Below are 19,315 nucleotides of genomic sequence, written 5' to 3' on the forward strand. Positions count from 1 at the left end.
TTTTTATTTTTGAGTGAACTCAGACCATTATTCATTATTATTTTTAATTCAAAAGTGAATCCGCGCCAATCTCAACTCAACGCCTTCAACCGCCTCCTCGACATCATGGACGAGCTGCGCGAAAAGTGTCCATGGGACAAAAAGCAAACGTTGCAGTCGCTGCGTCATCTGACCATCGAGGAAACCTATGAACTCGGCGAGGCAATTCTTGACAACGACTTGCAGGAAGTCAAAAAGGAATTGGGCGATTTGTTGTTGCATATCGTCTTCTATGCCAAGATCGGAAGCGAGACGAACGACTTCGACATAGCCGATGTCGCCAATGAAATCTGCGACAAGCTCATCCACCGCCATCCGCACATTTACGCGGACGTATCGGTACAGGATGAGGAAGAGGTCAAGCAGAATTGGGAAAAACTCAAATTAAAAGAAGGCAAGAAATCAGTGCTTGAAGGCGTTCCGAAATCGCTTCCCGCCATGGTAAAGGCCTCGCGAATCCAGGACAAAGCCAAAGGCGTAGGTTTCGATTGGGAAGAGCCGCACCAGGTTTGGGACAAGGTAGAAGAAGAAATCGAGGAGTTCAAGCAGGAAATCAAGAATGGCGACCAGGATAAGATCGAGTCTGAATTTGGGGATGTGCTGTTTTCGATGATCAATTACGCCCGATTTCTCAATGTAAATCCCGAGGATGCGTTGGAGCGCACCAACAAAAAGTTCATCAGGCGCTTCCAATATCTCGAATCGAAAGCGTCGGAAATGGGGAAATCATTGAGCGATATGACGCTTGCGGAGATGGACGTCTTTTGGAACGAGGCCAAGAAACTGTAACTACGCGAATCAAATTTTTACGATAACGGACGCAAAAACTCTTGACTGATGTTGTGCAATAGTTTTATAATTGGATTGTTGTCGATTTTTTTCGGATGGAGCGTTCCCGATTCCGACCGCGAAATCATTTACGCCCGACGCGACGGAATGGGCCTGACGATGACCATCCTGAAGCCTGAACAACCTAACGGAAAAGCGGTCGTGAGTGTGTTGAGTGGCGGTTGGTATTCCGATCACGCATTGTTCGGATTGTATAAAGACCGTGCCCAAACGTTCGTGGACGCAGGTTATACGGTTTTCCTGGCCGAACACGCTTCAGGCCCGCGTTATGCCATTCCCGAGGCGCTCGAAGACATACAAAAAGCCATTCAATACGTTCGCTATCACGCGGCGGAGTTCGATATCGACCCAAACCGCATCGGGATTACCGGAACATCTTCCGGTGGGCATTTGGCGTTGCTTGCTTCTACTTCAGATGATGTGCGGGACGCTTCGGCTAAAGATCCGATGTCAAGGGTATCGTCGAAAGTTCAGGCGGTTGCGGTTTTCTCTGCGCCGACTGACTTTCTCAATTATGGGAAAGACCGGCATTCGATCCGAAAAGAGGCGGCTTTCCTTAAAGCAATGCGTGTCGAAGGTTGCTTCCGCTATACCAGATACGACGAGGCAACGGACGCTTACATCGCGGTTCCCGAAGCCGAAATGCTCAAAATCGATTCGCTTATGTCGCCTGCCCAACTGATTTCCCAGGACGACGCTCCGGTTTACATCTCACATGGCGACAAAGACGATGTCGTGCCTTTGCAGCAGTCCCGGCATTTCGTTTCCCGACTTGAAAAAGCCCGGGTGCCCGTTGCGCTTTCGGTCGTAAAAGAAGCCGGTCACGGTTGGAAAGACATGAACAACGACCAGAAAGCGTTCGTCTTCTGGTTCGACCGTTTCCTGAAAAAGTAGCAGTACGCCGCGATTTTACAGCTATCTGAACAGTAAACGCCGACTTTTATCCCGAAATGGACGCTCGATAGCACCTTGCTGAACCGCGCAACCCGGCCGGGAACCAATTGCCGACTGCATGTTCCCTTAGGCCAACGCAAAACGCAACATTTTCCAAACATTTTCCAAACGTTTCCTTTCCCATTTGCTAATCCAACCGTAAAATTCGCGTAACCGTCCTGAGGCTGTGTCGGGGCTAACTTGCAGTCCCAAATAAACCTGACGACAACATGAAAAAAATTACGCTTTTGGGTTGCCTTGTTCTTGCAGCCGTGGCCCAGGCACAGATTTCCCAACCAGGAGACATTGCTTTCGTGGGCTGGAACGCGGACGGAGACGACGACATTGCCTTCGTTACCTTTAAGGACATCGCCCCGAACACCAAGATTTACTTTTGCGATTCGGAGTGGAATGGCACCGCATTCCCTGCGGGAGATGAGGGCGATTTTACCTGGAACTCGGGAGCCCAGATCGTCCCGGCCGGAACCGTCATTTCCATCAACAATGTCAGCGCGGCCATTACGCCTTCTGTTGGGACGATAGAAAACAACAACGCGGGCGGTTTGTCGGCTTCAAGCGAGGCCATGTTCGCGTTTTTAGGTGCGCCCCGCACGCCATCGGTACACTTGGCCGCCATCGCCAATGCGGCTTCCGGTTTCGGATCACTGGCCAACACAGGCCTGTCGATAGGAACAACGGCAGTGCTGCTTCCGGAAGGAACCGATATCGGGATTTACAACGGCCCGCGAAACGGATTGGACATCAACGGTTTTCACGCTCAGTTACATGCTGCCTCCAATTGGCAGTTGGAAGATTCCTCGGCTGATGACCATATTAACGGAACAACGCCTGATTTGCCATTCAATGCTGGTGTTTTTACCGTTTCGGATAGCGACGCCACAGCGCCTTCGGTTGCTTCGATCGCCGCGACCCAGGCTACCGTTTCAGTGGTATTTTCGGAAAGCGTTGCCATTGCCGATGCACAAAACCTCGAAAATTATAGTTTTTCTCCCGCTTTGGCCATCAGTTCTGCCGCTTACGACGCAACCTTGAACAAAGTCACGTTGACGCACGCCGGTTTCGCTACGGGAATCGCCTATACGCTTTCAATTAGTGGAATCAACGATGTTTCGGACAACGAAATGTCAAATTATACGAGCGAGCCGATATTCTTCAATGCGCTGGCTTCGGGATTGCTGATTACCGAAATCATGTACAATGCGCCTTCGGACAACAGCAACGAACTTGAATTCCTTGAGATTTACAATAATTCCGACAATGCGATCGCTTTGGGCGGGATATGCATCAAGGACGAAGCCAATTTCGTATTCCGTTTCCCTGAAATGAACCTCGCTTCCCACCGAACCGTCTTGCTTGCCACAGACAAGGCCAGTGCCGATGCGTTTTACGGAGCGGAATTCCTCGATATGCCACAAGGTATCGTAAACGCTTTGGGCAACGGAGGGGAATTGCTTCAGGTTTTGAACACGCAGGACGGCGTCATTTCCCAGGTCGCATATGACGATTCGGGCGCATGGCCAACCGCGGCCGACGGAAACGGCCCGTCGATTGAACTCAAGGATTTAAATGGCAACCTGAATTCCGGCGACAACTGGCAGGCTGCGACAAATCTTGTCGGGCAATCGCTCGGAAGCAACGTCTACGCATCTCCGGGCATTTACGAGCAGAACGCGTCGTTTACCGCTTCATTCGATGACCCATATAAAATCGTGGACAAAACCTCGGGTTCGGTAAGCATCGACATTACCGTGACCAATATTTTTACCGAAGCTGCGACGATCCAATTGTCGGTCATGCCGAACGTCGGAACCGCCATTTCCGGAACAGATTTCACGCTGTCGGCCCAAACGTTGAACTTTGCGCCCAATGCCACGACGACCCAGACCGTCAACGTTCCGGTATTGAACGCCGCCGACGGGAAAGGCAAATTTTTCGTGCTTAGGTTGACCGACACGGACAACACGCCAATCGAAGGAACGTCTACAATGACGGTTTACTTGAAGGACGCCAATTTCAACGCCCCTGCGGCATCTGTTGCATTGGATTTACAATATCTCGACAGCTACCTTGTAGATGCGAACGGATCGGCCGAAATCGTAGCCCACGATCCGGCCACGCAACGCTTGTTCGTCGTGAATTCCACCGCAACGAAACTGGCGATACTGGATTTCTCTAACCCGGAGCAAATTGCGGAAATCGCGATGATCGACATGACGCAATACGGAATCGGAGCGACATCGGTAGCGTTTAAAAACGGAATGGTGGTCGCCACGGTGGAAGGCGCTGATTTCGGAAATGGAAAAGTCGTTTTCATGGACGCGAACGGACAAAACATCTCGTCAGTCGAGGCGGGCGTCCTTCCCGACATGGTCACCTTTACCCACGATGGGCTCAAAGTCCTGACGGCGAACGAAGGCCAGCCGAACTCTGATTACGGCATCGATCCGGAAGGCACGATTTCGGTTATCGACGTTTCGGGCGGATTGGGCAACATTACCCAAGCCGACGTGACGAACATCAACTTCAACGCATTCGATTCGCAAAAAGACGCCTTGAAAGCTTCCGGAGTTCGCATTTTCGGGCCGAATGCTTCGGTTTCCCAAGATTTGGAGCCGGAATATATAACGGTTTCCGCCGACAACCAAACCGCTTGGGTCACACTCCAGGAAAACAACGCCGTGGCCCGTATCAGCCTTGCAAACAACGTCGTCACGGATATTTTGCCGCTTGGTACGAAAGACCACAACCTTCCCGCAAATACACTTGACACATCCGATCAACTCGGGGAAATCTTCCTTGCCAATTGGCCTGTCAAAGGCTTGTACATGCCAGATGCGATGGCCAACTTCACTGTCGGCGGGACGACGTATCTGGTGACAGCCAACGAGGGCGATGCGCGCGAATACGACAATATGGAAGAGGAAATGAAAATAGGGGATGCCGACTACGTGCTCGATGCCACGGTTTTCCCGAATGCCGCGGAGCTGAAACGCAATACAAGTCTCGGCCGACTCGCGGTGACTTCCGCTTCCGGCGATACCGATGGAGACGGCGATTATGACGAAATCCACGCATTCGGGACGCGTTCGTTTTCGATATGGAATGGAACGACTGGCGCACTTGTCTATGATTCGGGAGACGATTTTGAGCGCATCACGGCAGCCGATCCGGTTTACGGGGCGTGGTTCAACGCGAGCAACGACAACGCCAATTTCAAGAATAGATCGGACAATAAAGGCCCGGAGCCGGAAGGCGTGACCGTGGCTGAAATCAACGGTGCGTTCTATGCATTCATCACCTTGGAGCGAATCGGTGGCGTCATGGTATACGATGTCACGAATCCGCAAAGCCCGACGTTCGTGACCTATAAGAACAGCCGAAACGGGAACGGTGGCGATCTTGGGCCTGAAGGCATCATTTACATCAAACCGGCCGACAGCCCCGTCGACACGGGATTGGTCGTCGTTGCCAATGAAGTCAGCGCCACATTGAGCATTTACAGGATCGCAAACGATTTGCTCGGAATCGGCGATGTCGAACCTACCGAGAGCTTTGCAGCTTACCCAAATCCTGTCCGCAACGGCCAATTGTTCTTCAACCGACCGGTTTCCGTGGAAATGTTCGACCTCTCGGGGCGTTCGGCCGCACATAAAAAAGATGCTTCCAGCCTTGAAATCGCCAACCTTTCGAGCGGGATTTACATCTTAAAGACTACCGATGGCGCCTCCCAGAAGATTGTTGTTGAGTAGATGTTAGTTTTTTATTTTTAGTTAAGGCCGTTTCGAAAGGGACGGCTTTTTCTATTTTGGCCGGTTTGTTTTGGGCGTTCCGGCGGCAGCAAGTCCCGGGTGGCGACAATTATCGCGAAGCCGCCGTCGGGCTTTTCGCTCCAATCTTTTTTGGGCTTTGCTGCGCACGCCCCAAAAAAGGATTTTGCTGCAATCCCTAACGCAACGGGCCCAGAACCAGCTTCAGTCGCCGCTCAAACGCTGCAACGCCTTGCGATCGTTCACCGTGATGCGCTTTCCGTCCAACGAAATCAAACCCGCTTTGTTCAATTCGGACAACAATCGGATGGCACTTTCAGTGGCGGTGCCGATGATGCTTGCGATTTCCTCTCGCGAAAGTTGGAGTTTGAGGCTTGCGTCGGCGGCGGTACCAAACGTGTCCGACAAATAAAGCAGTGTGTGCGCCAAACGTTCCTTGACGGTTTTTTGCGCCATGCTCACCATCAGGTCGTCGGCTTCGCGCAAATCGCCGGCAAGACTGCGTATCATGCTCATCGAAAATTTGTTGTTCTGGTTGAAAAATCTCATGATTTCATACTTCGGGATAAAACACACGGTCATGTCTTCCAAGGCTACGGCACTCAAATTGGCGGGCTCTTCGGAAATCATCGAGCGCTGCCCGAGCAATTCGCCTTTCCTGACGAGTTTTACGATCTGGTCTTTTCCATTCGAGGACAATTTCGTGAGTTTGCACACGCCGTCCTTTACGCAAAACACACCGTTGACGCTTTCGCCTTCCGCAAAAATCACATCGCCTTTGCGAATGCTTTTCGATGTTTTGCACTCGGCCATATGCAAAAGTTCCTCTTTGGTCAAGGCTTTCAGGGAACAGAACTCCCGGACGATACATTGCTCGCACTTGCTCATCTCAAGTTGTTTGGTCCTGCAAAGTTAGCAACTTCGCGCGATAAAATTGCGGTTCCGCAAGAACCTCGGACGCGATTTGGTATACGGGAATAAGTCCGAAGCAAACGTACTTAAGCCGCTAACCAAAAAAAATGCCGCCACCACCCACCCGTAAAAATAACGGGATTTCCACTTGCTCAAATACAGACAAACTGTACAAAATCTTAAATGTCATCCTAACCTGGCGCATACAATACAACAACTGGAATCCATCCGGCAAATCCCAAAAAAAAAGCCAAGCAAACGCCTGGCTCTGTTCTATGATTAAACTACATCACTGCTGCATGTTGCGCAATTGCTTCAACTTCTGCTTCAGCGTTTCCAGTTCCTCTTTGTGGCGTTCGATATTCTTGCGGACTTCGGCTACCATCGGGTTGTCTTTCTTGGCATGCGCAAAAAACTGGATGTTGTTCTCAAGCTGGAAAATCTCTGACTGAACCTCGTCGATTTTGCGCATGAGGAAGATCTTCTCGTTGTCGAGCTTGCGCGTGTCATCGCTTCCGGCAAGGGCTTCGACGCGATTGGTGAAGCGCATCATGTCGCCTTCTTTCTTGCTCAGGCTGAGTTTTTCGAACAAGGCGTCGAGAATTTTATTGAATTTCCCTTCGATGTGACGCTTGTTGAACGGCACTTTTCCGAACGATTTCCACTTTTCGATATGACCTTTTATCGCTGCCAGGTCGGTTTTGTGGTCGCCGGTCATCTCAAATGTGCGCAGCTCGTCGAGGTAATTCTTTTTACTTTCGAACGCCTCGGCTTCTTCTCCGTTGACTTCAGATCTCGATTCCTTGAGCCTTTCAAAGTAGTGGTTGCACGCTTCCTTAAAGTCTTTCCAGATTTTGTCGGAGTATTTTCTCGGAACGTGACCAATCGTTTTCCACTCTTCCTGGATTTGCTTCATTACCGGAGTCGTGGCCGCAAAGTCCTCGCTTTGCTGGAGCGTCCTGGCTTTCTCTACCAACGCGAGTTTCCTGTTGAGGTTGTCCTGTTGGTCTTTTTTGATGTCTTTGTAGAACGAATTTTTCTGGGCGTTGAAATTCCGGACGGCGGTTTTGAAACCCGTCCAAATTTCTTCGTTTACCTCAGGCGGAACCTTGCCCGTGGCAAAAAACTCATTGCGCAGCGCCTCGATCTTTTCGATTTGTCCCTGCCATTGGTTGTGTGCCGTCACAGGTTCGGCCGTTACGGCATCGATGCGCGCGATGATATCTTTTTTCTTGTCGAGGTTTTCTGTCTCTTTCCCTCGTTGTGCTTCGTGCAACGTCTCTCGCTTGTCGTGCATCTGGCGCGTGAGCTCGCTGAAACGGTTCCAGATCGACTCGCGGTGTTCGCGCGAAACGGGTCCTATTTCTTCTTTCCAGAGGCGGTGCAAGTCCTGTAATTCCCGGAATGCTTTCGTTACATCGGCCTCGTTGACCAACTCTTCGGCACGCGTGATGATTTTTTGCTTGCGCTCAAGGTTGTGTTTGAAATCCTGGTCACGCGCGTCCCGGTCGAGGTGGAGGTAATCGTAAAAGTTCTCGACGTGGAAATGGTAATTGTTCCAAACGTGGTTGTATTTGTCTTTCGGGATCGGACCTGCATTTTTCCAGCGGTCGCGCAACTCATTGAAATGCTTGAGCGTGTCCTTGATGTTTTCGTTCGGATTGATGAGGTTTTTGAGTTCCTCGACAATCTCGAGTCGCGCCTTGAGGTTGCCTTCGAGATTGGATTGTACACTTTTGAAGTGGGAATTCTTTTTATCGCGATATTGGTTGAAAAGCTTGTCGAAGCGCTGTTTCAGCGGAAAATGATATTCAAATTCATCGGTAGTCTCCGGATTTTCGGCCTGCCATTCGTCCTTCTTTTCTTCGATGAAATGATTGTATTTAGCCAAAAAAGCCGAACGCAGATGCTCGACGTGATCGCGCACGGACATGACTTTCTCCACACCGACGAGTTTTTCCAATTCGTCTACCAATTCTCCCATCGATAGGGTGTCGAAATCCGGGACGTCATGCTCGTGGTGATCGGCAAGCGTCGCGTCTTCTCCAATTTCGGCGTTCGCATTCGAAATTGCCGCAACGGCTGCAACCGGATCAGGTTGTCCGAGCAAGTCAGCATTGTCTTCGGTAACCAAACTGTCGTCGGCCACTTCCTCATCCGTAAGGGTAACCACGTTAGGCGCTTCCGATTCAGGCTGTTCCGATTCCGCCACGAAAGCTTCCCCAATGCTGGCATTGCTCTCTTGTTCTGCGCGAACATTGGCTTCTACCTTGGGTTCCGAAGCAGGCTTGTCACCGACGGGAATCTCGACTTCGTCAGGCTCCGGCGCTTCTTCAACTTCGGGTTTTTCGGATTCCGCAACCATGGCTTCGGCGATTCCGGGATTTTCGGAAGTGTCTTCTGCCGCGATTTCAGGCGAGGCGTTGGTCTCGGTCACTTCTCCGGATTCGGGAGCCGAAGTGTTTTCGTTTTGGTTTTCCGGTTGTCCATCTGCGTGAAGCAGGTTATCATTCTTATCTTCTGACATGCGGTTGCGATTGAATTAGCGCCCTAAGGTAATAAAGTCATTTTGAAACGCAAAACAAAAAGCGCACGGAAATGCCCATTAACAAAGGCGTCGCAACTGCCTAACCGATAAAAACGAATCGATGCGCGAAAATTACCTGTTCCATATTCGCCAAGCCTTCTCGGCCTGGAACACAAGCATTTCATAACCGTTTTTGGCAACCGCACCATGTTGGGCCGCGCGTTTCATGAATTCGGTTTCGGACGGATTGTAGACAAGGTCGAACGCGATGTGTTTATCGGTGAAATATTCGTAAGGCAAAGGCGGGCATTCCGAAATATTCGGGTGTGTACCAAGGGGCGTGCAATTGATCACGATCTGGTAATTGTCGAACGTTGTCGCGTTGATGCGGTTATAGTCGATCATGCCCGGTTTGTCTTCCCGGGAAACGAACGTATAGAAAATACCCAGCTTGTTCAGCGCATAAGCCACCGCTTTCGATGCGCCTCCCGTACCCAGGATCAACGCCCGGGTATGATGTGGCTGCAGCAGTGGCAGCAACGCTTGCTTGAATCCGTAAACGTCAGTGTTGTAGCCTTTTGATTTTCCGGTTTTCGTAAATCGGATCGCATTGACGGCTCCCACTTTTTTTGCCTTTTCAGACAACAGGTCGAGGTGTGGCATCACGTCCTCCTTGTAAGGGATCGTCACATTGAGCCCGCCAAGATCGGGTGTCTTGAGTATTTCAGGTAATTCGGAAATATCAGGAATGTCAAAATTGTCATAGCGGAAGTCTTCAAGGCCAAGGCTTTTGAATTTTTCGGTAAAATGATTCTTCGAAAAGGAGTAGGAGATATCGCGGCCCACAAGCCCGAAAACTTTCTTTTGGTGTTCGATGTCAAATTCCATACGCTGATTGTTCGGTTACGCGAGCTGCAAATATTAGAATAAAGCCGCGGATTCGCGAATGAGTGACCGGAAAATATTTATAGTTCGACAAGCAGATTTCGACACTGGGTGCAAATCATGCCATACTAAAAAAAAGAAAACCGGAACTTTCGAACCGGTTTTTCAATAGATAGAACTGAACTTTTTAGTGTTCGTTTTTATACTTGTCAATCATATTGCGGACAATTTTTCGTTCCCAGGCTGCGGGAAACAAGTCCTTGAGCAAACTGTGGTTGTTGAAATTGAGTCGCAACGCATTGCTCAGGTGGAATTTGCCTTTGGCGTCCTCCTTACGCATAAAGTAGATTCCGGCGAGGCGGTATTCGATCTGGTATTCCTCCGGAAAATATTCGGCCGCCTGAAGCAAGGTTTGGGTCGCGTTGTCGAATTCGCCTAAAAACTGCAGGATGTCTACCCAAAACAACCAGGTGTCGAGTTGGTAGTCGCCCAACTCCACGGCCTTTCTGTATCCGACTTCCGCCTCCTCAAAGAAATTCATCTCTTTGTTGATCACCGCGTAACGCTTCCAGTACAAACGGTTGGTATTATCGATGCTGAGCGCTTTGTTGACGTAAAACAACGCTTTTTGGAAATTTTTCTCGCGTACGTAAAAGTCCGTGATGGCGATCCAACCCTTGTCGAGCAAAGGATCTTCGTGAACCGTTTTGTTGTAATATTTTAGAGCAAGTGGCTTTTTGCCCAATTTTTCATAACATTTCCCAATCCGGAGCAATGCATAGGAAGTAGGGTCGTCTATCTCGATCGTGCGGTTGTAGCTTTCTATGGCTTCGTCGTAACGCTTCAGGCGCTCGAGAGCCTTTCCTTTTTCCATAAAGGCGCCCAGGAATTCCTCGTCAATGAGGGTAGCGTAATCGAACGCCCTCAATGCCGCTTCGTACTGTTTCAGCCCGTAATGCAAACGGCCCATCTGATGCCATGCGATTTCGCTGTAAGGATTGCGGTCGATATACTTCTCGAGATATTCGATCGCTTCCTTGTTCTGATCCAAAAACTCGAAACAGTACACGACGTTGTAAAGCGCCGCCTGGTCTTTTGGATCTTCTTCAAGGCATTTGATGAAATTGTCCTTGGCCAGCTCGAGGTTATCCATGAACAAATATTCCATGCCCATGAGGTTGTATACATCGGCATAATCCTCAGTGTATTTGAGCGCGATGCGCAACTGTTCCACCGCTTCCTCGTGCTTGTCGCGCTTGGAGAGTATGTTGGCTTTCTGGATGTAGATTTCTTCGTTGTGAGGCTCGAGCGCGAAAAGTTCGTTGAGGAGCTTTTCAGCCATGTCGAGCTTGTCGTCATAAATAAGCATCTCGACCTGCACCAATTTGAGACCGGTCGATCTCGGATGCTGTTCGAGCGCCAGTTTAAGCGCTTTTTTAGCCAGTGCGGCCTTACCCGTATCAAGGTAATGGAGAATGATGTCTTCAAACTCCTCCGAATCAAAAAAGAGGACTTTGTTGGTTTTCAACATCGATTCGAATTTAGATAAGGATAAGCTGTATTCTTCGTCTTCGTCGCTGAGTTGCATACTTGAAATTTTTAGAATTATCCTGCGACTAAAATTAGCTAAGTGCTATCGCGATAGCCGTTGCAGCGGACAATTGTTGTGAACAATTTAATTAACACTTGGTTCACAGTACGGCGCGGATGGTCATGATTTTAGGGCAATTCCCTAAGCGTGTTGCGAATCCTTGGTTCGCTTTGGTGGAATCAATCGGCTCCTTTTCCTGGAATTATTACAATTCCTTCTGTACTTCATCGAGCGCTTCGAGCAAAATGGCGCAACCTTCGTCAATTTCCTTTTCGGATATCGTAAGCGGCGGCGTAATGCGGATGGCGCATCCCTCAAAGAGCAGCCAGAACAGGATCAGGCCTTTTTCCTGGCATTTCAATATTACTTTATCGGTAATCGCGGCAGATGGCGTCATGGCTGCAAGCATAAGCCCTTTACCGCGAATTTCGTTTATCAAATTATGTTCCAGTAATGACCGGAAGCGTTTTTCCTTTTCGAGCGTTTGCGGAACCAGCTCTGTTTCAGTCAATTCTCTTAAAGTCGCGAGACAGGCTGCCGCAATGACAGGGTGTCCGCCAAAGGTAGTGACATGTCCGAGCTTGGGGTCGTGGCTCAGCAGATCCATCATTTTGGATGACGCCACGAATCCGCCGACAGGCATTCCGCCGCCCATTCCTTTGCCTATGATAATTACGTCAGGAACGATGCCGTAGTTTTCAAACCCGAACATTTTTCCGGTGCGTCCGAAGCCGGGTTGGATCTCGTCCACGATCATTAGCGCGCCAACTTGGGTGCATCGCGCGCGCAGTTTTCGGAACCAATCGTCTTTTGGTTCGATGAAGCCGGCCCCGCCCTGAATGCTTTCGACAATTACGCCCGCCGTTCGCTCGGTGATTTTTTCAAGATCGGATTCGCTGTTGAACGTGATGAAATCAACATCCGGAATCAAAGGACGGAAAATCTGTTTGCGCTCCTCAAAACCCATAACGCTCATCGAGCCCATCGTATTGCCGTGATAGGCGTTGCGGCACGAAATAAGCTGCGACCGACCAGTGACGCGCCTTGCGAGCTTTAATGCTCCTTCTGTCGCCTCCGTTCCCGAATTGACGAGATAAATCTTGTCAAGCGGCTCGGGCAAAAGGTTTGCGAGCATTTTGCAATATTCCGTTGCCGGATGTTGGGCATATTCGCCATACACCATCACATGGGAATATTTCTGCAATTGCTCGTTTATCGCATCGTTCACGCGCTTGTTCACATGTCCTAGCGTGCAGGCCGAGACGCCAGCGACAAAATCCAGATATTTCTTTCCGGAGGTGTCGTAAATATAAGATCCCGATGCGTGCGAAACCTCCATCCCTAACGGGAACGGGGAAGTTTGGGCTTGATATGTAAAAAAATCTGCTTTCACTTTTAACAAATTGTACAGAAAAGATGTAATGGAGATACTGTTGTTTTGGCGAATTTTGACCCAGATATAACATATCTTGGAGATATGTTATATCTAAGCCAGCAAGGCCCCCATTGGTGATAATCTCACCACCGGCGATAGCCTCACTGCGACTTGACTTCAACGGGCCTGGCTGCGCCCAGATTCGCTTTTGGTTTTGCACTAGCCTTCTTAACCGGGCTCCGTGGTTTCGACTTTGATTTGGCCGCTTTTACAGGTTTGCCGTAATTTGAAGTTTCCTTTCGGATTTCCATCGGTTTGTCCTGTTCTTTTTCGTCGGCTTTAGTCCCCTGGGCGGCCTTGGCCTCGTACTCTTGCTCCTCTGGCGGAAAAATATCGTCTTTGGACTTTATCCGCTCGTCTCCACGCCAAATGAAGCCACGCAGTTTCCGGGCATTTTCAGGAAATTCCTTTTCCGGCGTCAAATCGCCCGCAGGCGAATCGTAAACCGTCAACACATCGATTTTGTTTTCGGTGAGCAACAGGTTGATGCGGCTTCCCGCCGATTTGTTGATGCCCACAAGCTCGTTCTTATCGTTTCGGACGTAGTAAATACATTCCGTATTCTTGACGATATCGACCTCGTACAATTTATTGTCCTTGAACTTTCCGTAAAGATTGACGCCTTTTACCTGGTTGAAACCCGTCCCGATCGTGTCTTTGGCGATGATGAACGAATTGCCGAGCACTTTGAGGGAATCCAGTTTTTCGGTCGTTTTATTGCTGATGAGATGCATGATGTCGCCCGTGAGTTGGTTGTCGAAATTCCAAAGTATAGGCTTGTTGATAAGTTTCGTCAGGCCTGTGACCTGGGAAGAATGTATGGAATCACACTTACCGCTCATATCCGACTTGTAAAACCTTGCGTTCGGCCAGGCACGTATCACACGGGCTTCCGGTTTTCCCGTCATCAGCAATTTCTTGCCGTGTATGTATACCGAATCGTTGTCGACAAGATTGATCGCCACGGCTCGTTTGGTCACGAAAAGCGAATCTTTGAGCTTCCAGACCTCGCCGTAATGGCCTTTTACGATGCCTTTGTTGATCGTATCGGTAATTTTGACATTGCGCGTGGCCGAAGCGAATTCTATCTTTCGGTCGTAATACAAACTGTCGCCTTCGATCCTGCGGTCTTTGTACCGGATGTAGGAGTGATTCAAAAAGTGTCCGACGTTCTTCTTGCTGTCGTAAAACCCTTTTTCGGTATAGATGAAATTCTGTTCGCTCGTGATCGTGGACGGCCCGAAAAGATATGCATGGCCAGAATTGTCGAAGTAATCGAGGTGGTTTGACTTCATCACGTACTTCGGGTTGGTGAGCGTCACGGCAGTCAGGAACTGGAACTTTTTTTGGTTCGCATAATAGCGTCCGGTGTTGCTTTTCAGGACATTTTCCTTGTTTAGGATCGTTCCCGGCGTTCGGTAATAGGCCTGCTGTACGTTGCGGTCGAAATAAATCGTGTCGGTTTTGAGCGTCATATCCGGGGAGCGCATCACGACGTTCCCGGTAGCGAACGCCTGTTTGTTCATGCCGTTGTATTCGGCGTAGCGGCTGTCGAGGAAGAGCGTGTCGCCCTGGATAATGTGGACGTCGCCAAACGCTTTGAGGTAATTCTCGCTCTCGAATAAATAGGCCTTGTTGCAACGCATTATGGCCCCGTCGTGGTTTACGCGGACATTTCCGGTGAGCAAAACAGCTCCGGGGATTTCAGTTTCATTGCGATCGAAGAAATCGGCATGTTCGATGATGATGCGCTTGTCCTTTTGCGCAAACAAGCCGGGGCCCGTCAATACGCATGAAACAAACAAAAAAAGCAACTTTTTCAATGCTTGTAATTTTTGGGCAAATGTATGGAATTGTAGGGATTTGGGATTGGCGTTAAGAGTAATTTGGTAATTAGCGGATTAGCAAATTAGCGAATTAGCAAATTAGTAGATTAAGCGAATTGTTGGGTTAATGATTAGGGCGTTCCGGCATTTCCGCAGGCTGCAATGCCGTCAGGCTTTCGGCTCTCGCTTTTGCCTCGTACCTCGTGCAAAGAGCTCAGACATCGCCTCAATCCTTAACGCGGGCCCGTCATGGCAGGAAAACACGAGGCGATTTCCCATCCGATTTCAAACGCTATTTCCTATATTTGAAGACATCCAAATACGACATGAAAAATACGATTCTCGCGATGATTGCCGTGTCGGCACTAACAGCGCAAGCACAGACGGGCAAGTCAAAGAATATGAAAGAAACTCAAAATCCGAAACAAAAAATTGTCGTCTACCAAGTCTTTACGCGACTTTTCGGAAACAAGAATACCGTCAATAAACCGTGGGGCACCATTAAAGAAAATGGAGTAGGGAAATTCAGCGATTTCAACGACAAGGCCTTGACCGAGATCCGCCAGCTCGGCGTCAATTATATTTGGTACACGGGCGTCCCGCATCACGCCGTGGTGACCGACTACACTAAATACGGGATTTCCAACGACGATCCGGATGTGGTCAAAGGACGCGCCGGTTCGCCTTACGCCGTCAAAGATTATTACAACGTCAATCCCGACCTGGCCAACAATCCTGAGAAACGGCTTGAGGAATTTGAGGATTTGATAAAACGAACGCACAAAAACGGACTCAAGGTGATCATCGACATCGTGCCGAACCATATCGCGCGTCGTTACGAAGGGAAAAACAATCCGAAGAAAGTAAAGGATTTCGGAGCCGACGACAACAAAGAGGTCGAATACGACAAGAACAACGATTTCTACTACATTCCCGGGCAAGCGTTCGAAGTTCCGACATCGGACGGATACCAACCGCTGGGTGGCGAAAAACACCCGCTTTCTGACGGGAAATTCGACGAGAATCCCGCCAAATGGACCGGAAACGGATCACGCGCTGCAAAGCCTGACAGCAATGATTGGTACGAAACCGTCAAGATCAATTACGGCGTACGGCCCGATGGGCTCAAAGAATTTCCGCAATTGCCTTACGGATACGAAAAACAGGATATCGAAGCTCATTTTAAGTTTTGGAAAGAGCGGGAGAAGGAAGTGCCGTCTTCGTGGAAGAAATTCCGTGATATCGCGTTGTACTGGACGTCCAAAGGCGTTGACGGTTTCCGGTATGACATGGCCGAGATGGTACCTGTCGAATTCTGGAGCTATATGAATTCCGCGATCAAGATGAAGAATCCCGACGCGTTTTTGCTTGCCGAAATCTACAACCCGAATGAGTACCGCAATTACATCCACATCGGGAAAATGGATTATTTGTACGACAAGGTGGACCTCTACGATAAGTTGAAGGACGTCATCCAAGGCAAATCCAATCCCGATGGCATTTCTGACATCCAGGACCGTTTCAACGATATCGAACACCACCTGCTGCACTTTCTCGAAAACCACGACGAACAGCGCATCGCAAGCCCCGAATTCGCAGGAAACGCTCATAAAGGCAAGCCCATGGCGGTGCTTTCGGCTGCGATCAGTTCCGCTCCGATGATGATTTATTTCGGACAGGAAGTCGGCGAACCTGGAAAAGAAGACGCCGGTTTCGGCAAGCCGTCGCGAACCTCGATCTTCGATTACGTCGGCGTTCCGAACCATCAGCGTTGGATGAACGACGGCAAGTTCGACGGCGGAAAGCTCAACAAAGAAGAACGTGCGCTGCGCGATTTCTACCAGCGTTTGCTGAACTTTGCCCTGACGGCTCCGGCGCTCAACGGCGAATTCCGCGAATTGCAGCGCGCCAACCGTTCCAACGGGAATTATCCGCAGGATGTCTACTCTTTTGTCCGCTTTGACGACAAGCAGCGATTAATCGTAATCTGTAATTTTTCGAATACAAAGTCGTCGTTTTTCGATTTGCGGATTCCGTCGGACGTGGTCAAAGAATTGAAACTTGCCGATGGTTCCTATGTGATCCGCGATCAATTGTACGCAAAAAGCACGATTAAGCTCAACGTTGCGAACGGCGTCGGGAAAATCCAGGTGACGATTCCTCCATCTGAATCATTCATTTACGAAATCAATAAATAAGTCGAAATGCAGGATATGAATTTAAAAAGACACTGGCTTTGTTACGCGCCTGTATGGTTTCTCGCCATTATTTGCATTTTGCTGATAAGTTTCGGAACCGGAAAAGTCCTGATCTTAGGATGGCTATTGGGTAGCTGCGTTATTTTGGGTTATTTCACCATAAGAAGCTACAAATGGACGGTCAAACAAGGCGAATTGATAGTCGAATCAGGTGTTTTGCCCTGGCAGAAAAACTACATCAGGATTCCCGCAGGAAGTCTTTACGGAATTACCGTCAAACGCGGAATGTTCGGCTGGCTCATGGACTACGGCACGATCACGGTCAACGTACTGGGCGGGTCGTCCTCGACAATCGTCGGGCACAATATGAAAGGCGCGCAGAAGTTCATGGAGGAATTCAACGGCGTCCAGAATGCGACGAGGCCGTCTGCGCTTGAAAGTGAGTAAGCACTTGATTTTGTTGCTTCGGATGTAAATTTTTGTGCCCCAAAACATTTTTTTATTTATCAAATCGACAACTCATGGAAAGCGAATTCCTGACTTTTGAGAGGTTCACGCATAAGCACGCGGCTCAGGCTTTAGCCAAATTTTTTGAAGAAAACGGCATCGATTACGTAGTCACGGATGAGTCGCCTAACCTGGATTCTTCGTTTACCGGAAATTCGGAGAACGAATTCCGCGTTAAGCTAAAGCCTGAAGATTTTGAACGCGCCCATAAACTGCTTGAAGATTCGGTTTTGGGAGATCTTGAGGATTTGCCACAGGATTATTATTTGTATTCGTTTTCGGACAAAGAGCTTTTCGATGTCGTTTCGGCCAAGGACGAATGGAGCGCCTTCGACTTCATGTTGGCGCGCAAGATTCTCAAGGATCGCGGTAAATCGGTGTCCGAACAGGAGTTGTCCGAGATGAACAAAGCACGCATCGAAGCGCTTTCACAGCCCGATAAGCCGGACGGTTTCCTGAATTTCATAGGATGGATATCGGTAATTTTAGGAGGTGTTTTGGGTTTGCTTATCGGATGGTATTTGTCGAGCCATCGCAAGACACTGCCAAACGGACAAAGTGTTTTCGCCTTTTCAGCTACAGATCGCAACAAAGGAAAGGCGATGTTCCGGTGGTCGATCGTTTCGGTCATCGCATGGATCGCAATTTGGGGCTACGTCAATTATCAGCCTTGATTTGGCGCGCCGGAGTGACTCGTTTCAGGAAAAATAATCCGCAAATCCCCGAAATCAGCGAGGCGATCAAAATGGCTGTTTTCGATAAATCGACCATTTTCGTGTCGTCGTAAGCCAGTAATGCGATAAATATCGACATCGTAAATCCGATTCCCGCGAGCATCCCGGCGCCAAGCAGTTGCTTCCAGCTAATTTCGGACGGCAACCGGCACCAGCCCATTTTGCTCGAGAAAAACGCGAACGAGAAAATACCCAATGGCTTACCGATCACCAGTCCGATGATGATTCCCAAGCTGGCGAACGTCGTAACGCTTTGGAAAACGTCAGGGCCGAAAACCAGGGCCGTATTGCAAAGGGCGAATAACGGCAATATCAAAAACGCTACGGGTTGGTGCAGAAAGTGCTGCAAGACGTAAGAGGTCGACTTTTCGTCACCGTTGCCGAACGGTATGGCGAACGCGAGCAAAACGCCCGTGATCGTAGCGTGTATCCCCGAATGATGCATGAACCACCACATCGCGATGCCGCCGATAAGATAGGGAAGAAGGTGACGTATCCTAAGCCGGTTCATTACCAATAAAAGCCCGAAAATACCAAGCGAAATACCGAGATTGGCCATCGAAATGGAGTCGGTGTAAAAAACCGCGATGACCAGGATGGCACCCAAATCGTCGATGACAGCAAGCGCGGTGAGAAATATCTTCAGTGCGGTCGGGACGCGTTTTCCTACCAGCGACAAGATGCCGATGGCAAATGCGATGTCGGTAGCCATTGGGATTCCGGCTCCGTTTTGCGCCTCTGAATTCCAGTTTAGCGACAGGAAGATCGAGGCTGGCACAATCATTCCGCCGATAGCCGCAACGATGGGAAGCGATGCTTTTTTGAGGTCGGAAAGTTCGCCAACATACATTTCGCGCTCGAGTTCCAATCCGATAAGCAAAAAGAAAACAGCCATCAACGCGTCGTTGATCCAGCCAGAAAGCGTCAGTCCAAAGATTGTGGTTTCCCAAAAAGCGATATAGACCGATCCCAGCGCACTGTTCGCAATCACTAACGAAATTGCGGTGGCCAGGATGAGGATAAGCCCGCCGGCCTTTTCTGAAGCAAAAAAATCACGGAACAATCGGGTCGAACGCATGGCCTAAAGATAC

Annotated in this window: 13 protein-coding genes; 6 read left to right on the plus strand and 7 right to left on the minus strand. The window is 49.4% G+C overall.

The window, feature by feature from the left end; translation table 11 throughout:
* Positions 1-54 precede the first annotated feature (54 nt).
* From mazG to HC229_RS08955, 3 genes are all read left to right on the plus strand, one after another.
* Complete coding sequence (gene mazG, locus HC229_RS08945) at positions 55-828, plus strand: nucleoside triphosphate pyrophosphohydrolase (protein ID WP_191020136.1); 774 nt, start codon at positions 55-57, stop codon at positions 826-828.
* Between the two features lie 48 nt (positions 829-876).
* The gene (locus tag HC229_RS08950; protein ID WP_191020137.1) at positions 877-1,782 is read left to right on the plus strand and encodes an alpha/beta hydrolase; all 906 of its coding nucleotides are present in this window, start codon (positions 877-879) and stop codon (positions 1,780-1,782) included.
* Between the two features lie 269 nt (positions 1,783-2,051).
* A complete protein-coding gene (locus tag HC229_RS08955; RefSeq protein WP_191020138.1) occupies positions 2,052-5,591 on the plus strand; it encodes a choice-of-anchor I family protein in 3,540 nt (1,179 codons plus the stop codon).
* 222 nt (positions 5,592-5,813) lie between these two features.
* Here the strand turns inward: HC229_RS08955 and HC229_RS08960 are convergent, their stop codons facing one another.
* The 6 genes from HC229_RS08960 to HC229_RS08985 form a co-directional block, all read right to left on the minus strand.
* Positions 5,814-6,497 carry a Crp/Fnr family transcriptional regulator gene (locus HC229_RS08960; protein ID WP_191020139.1) on the minus strand — a complete coding sequence of 228 codons (684 nt, stop codon included), beginning with the start codon at positions 6,495-6,497 and terminating at the stop codon, positions 5,814-5,816.
* A 313-nt stretch (positions 6,498-6,810) separates the two neighbouring features.
* The gene (locus HC229_RS08965; protein WP_191020140.1) at positions 6,811-9,048 is read right to left on the minus strand and encodes a DUF349 domain-containing protein; all 2,238 of its coding nucleotides are present in this window, start codon (positions 9,046-9,048) and stop codon (positions 6,811-6,813) included.
* A 132-nt stretch (positions 9,049-9,180) separates the two neighbouring features.
* Positions 9,181-9,936: a shikimate dehydrogenase family protein gene (locus tag HC229_RS08970; RefSeq protein WP_191020141.1), complete on the minus strand. Its 756-nt coding sequence runs from the start codon at positions 9,934-9,936 to the stop codon at positions 9,181-9,183.
* Between the two features lie 184 nt (positions 9,937-10,120).
* Positions 10,121-11,521 carry a tetratricopeptide repeat protein gene (locus HC229_RS08975; RefSeq protein WP_191020142.1) on the minus strand — a complete coding sequence of 467 codons (1,401 nt, stop codon included), beginning with the start codon at positions 11,519-11,521 and terminating at the stop codon, positions 10,121-10,123.
* A gap of 208 nt (positions 11,522-11,729) precedes the next feature.
* Complete coding sequence (locus HC229_RS08980; RefSeq protein ID WP_191020143.1) at positions 11,730-12,917, minus strand: aspartate aminotransferase family protein; 1,188 nt, start codon at positions 12,915-12,917, stop codon at positions 11,730-11,732.
* Positions 12,918-13,060: 143 nt separating this feature from the next.
* The gene (locus tag HC229_RS08985; RefSeq protein WP_408610261.1) at positions 13,061-14,782 is read right to left on the minus strand and encodes an OstA-like protein; all 1,722 of its coding nucleotides are present in this window, start codon (positions 14,780-14,782) and stop codon (positions 13,061-13,063) included.
* Between the two features lie 329 nt (positions 14,783-15,111).
* Between HC229_RS08985 and HC229_RS08990 the strand changes: the two genes are divergently transcribed.
* From HC229_RS08990 to HC229_RS09000, 3 genes are all read left to right on the plus strand, one after another.
* Positions 15,112-16,983, plus strand: a complete 1,872-nt coding sequence (locus HC229_RS08990; protein WP_191020144.1) for an alpha-amylase family glycosyl hydrolase — start codon at positions 15,112-15,114, stop codon at positions 16,981-16,983.
* 15 nt (positions 16,984-16,998) lie between these two features.
* On the plus strand, positions 16,999-17,430 hold the full coding sequence (locus HC229_RS08995; protein WP_191020145.1) for a YdbT family protein: 432 nt from the start codon (positions 16,999-17,001) through the stop codon (positions 17,428-17,430).
* Between the two features lie 74 nt (positions 17,431-17,504).
* The gene (locus HC229_RS09000) at positions 17,505-18,164 is read left to right on the plus strand and encodes a hypothetical protein (protein ID WP_191020146.1); all 660 of its coding nucleotides are present in this window, start codon (positions 17,505-17,507) and stop codon (positions 18,162-18,164) included.
* Here the strand turns inward: HC229_RS09000 and nhaA are convergent.
* Positions 18,148-19,302 carry a Na+/H+ antiporter NhaA gene (gene nhaA, locus HC229_RS09005; protein ID WP_191020147.1) on the minus strand — a complete coding sequence of 385 codons (1,155 nt, stop codon included), beginning with the start codon at positions 19,300-19,302 and terminating at the stop codon, positions 18,148-18,150. The two genes, HC229_RS09000 and nhaA, sit on opposite strands and share 17 nt — an antisense overlap.
* Positions 19,303-19,315 lie beyond the last annotated feature (13 nt).

The organism is Flavobacterium selenitireducens (assembly GCF_014748335.1).
Lineage (GTDB): Bacteria > Bacteroidota > Bacteroidia > Flavobacteriales > Flavobacteriaceae > Flavobacterium > Flavobacterium selenitireducens.

Coding starts and splice junctions, on each gene's coding strand:
- HC229_RS08950 (WP_191020137.1), top strand. CDS start 877: ATGTTGTGCAATAGTTTTATAATTGGATTGTTGTCGATTTTTTTCGGA.
- HC229_RS08955 (WP_191020138.1), top strand. CDS start 2,052: ATGAAAAAAATTACGCTTTTGGGTTGCCTTGTTCTTGCAGCCGTGGCC.
- HC229_RS08960 (WP_191020139.1), bottom strand. CDS start 6,497: ATGAGCAAGTGCGAGCAATGTATCGTCCGGGAGTTCTGTTCCCTGAAA.
- HC229_RS08965 (WP_191020140.1), bottom strand. CDS start 9,048: ATGTCAGAAGATAAGAATGATAACCTGCTTCACGCAGATGGACAACCG.
- HC229_RS08970 (WP_191020141.1), bottom strand. CDS start 9,936: ATGGAATTTGACATCGAACACCAAAAGAAAGTTTTCGGGCTTGTGGGC.
- HC229_RS08975 (WP_191020142.1), bottom strand. CDS start 11,521: ATGCAACTCAGCGACGAAGACGAAGAATACAGCTTATCCTTATCTAAA.
- HC229_RS08990 (WP_191020144.1), top strand. CDS start 15,112: ATGAAAAATACGATTCTCGCGATGATTGCCGTGTCGGCACTAACAGCG.
- HC229_RS08995 (WP_191020145.1), top strand. CDS start 16,999: ATGAATTTAAAAAGACACTGGCTTTGTTACGCGCCTGTATGGTTTCTC.
- HC229_RS09000 (WP_191020146.1), top strand. CDS start 17,505: ATGGAAAGCGAATTCCTGACTTTTGAGAGGTTCACGCATAAGCACGCG.
- nhaA (WP_191020147.1), bottom strand. CDS start 19,302: ATGCGTTCGACCCGATTGTTCCGTGATTTTTTTGCTTCAGAAAAGGCC.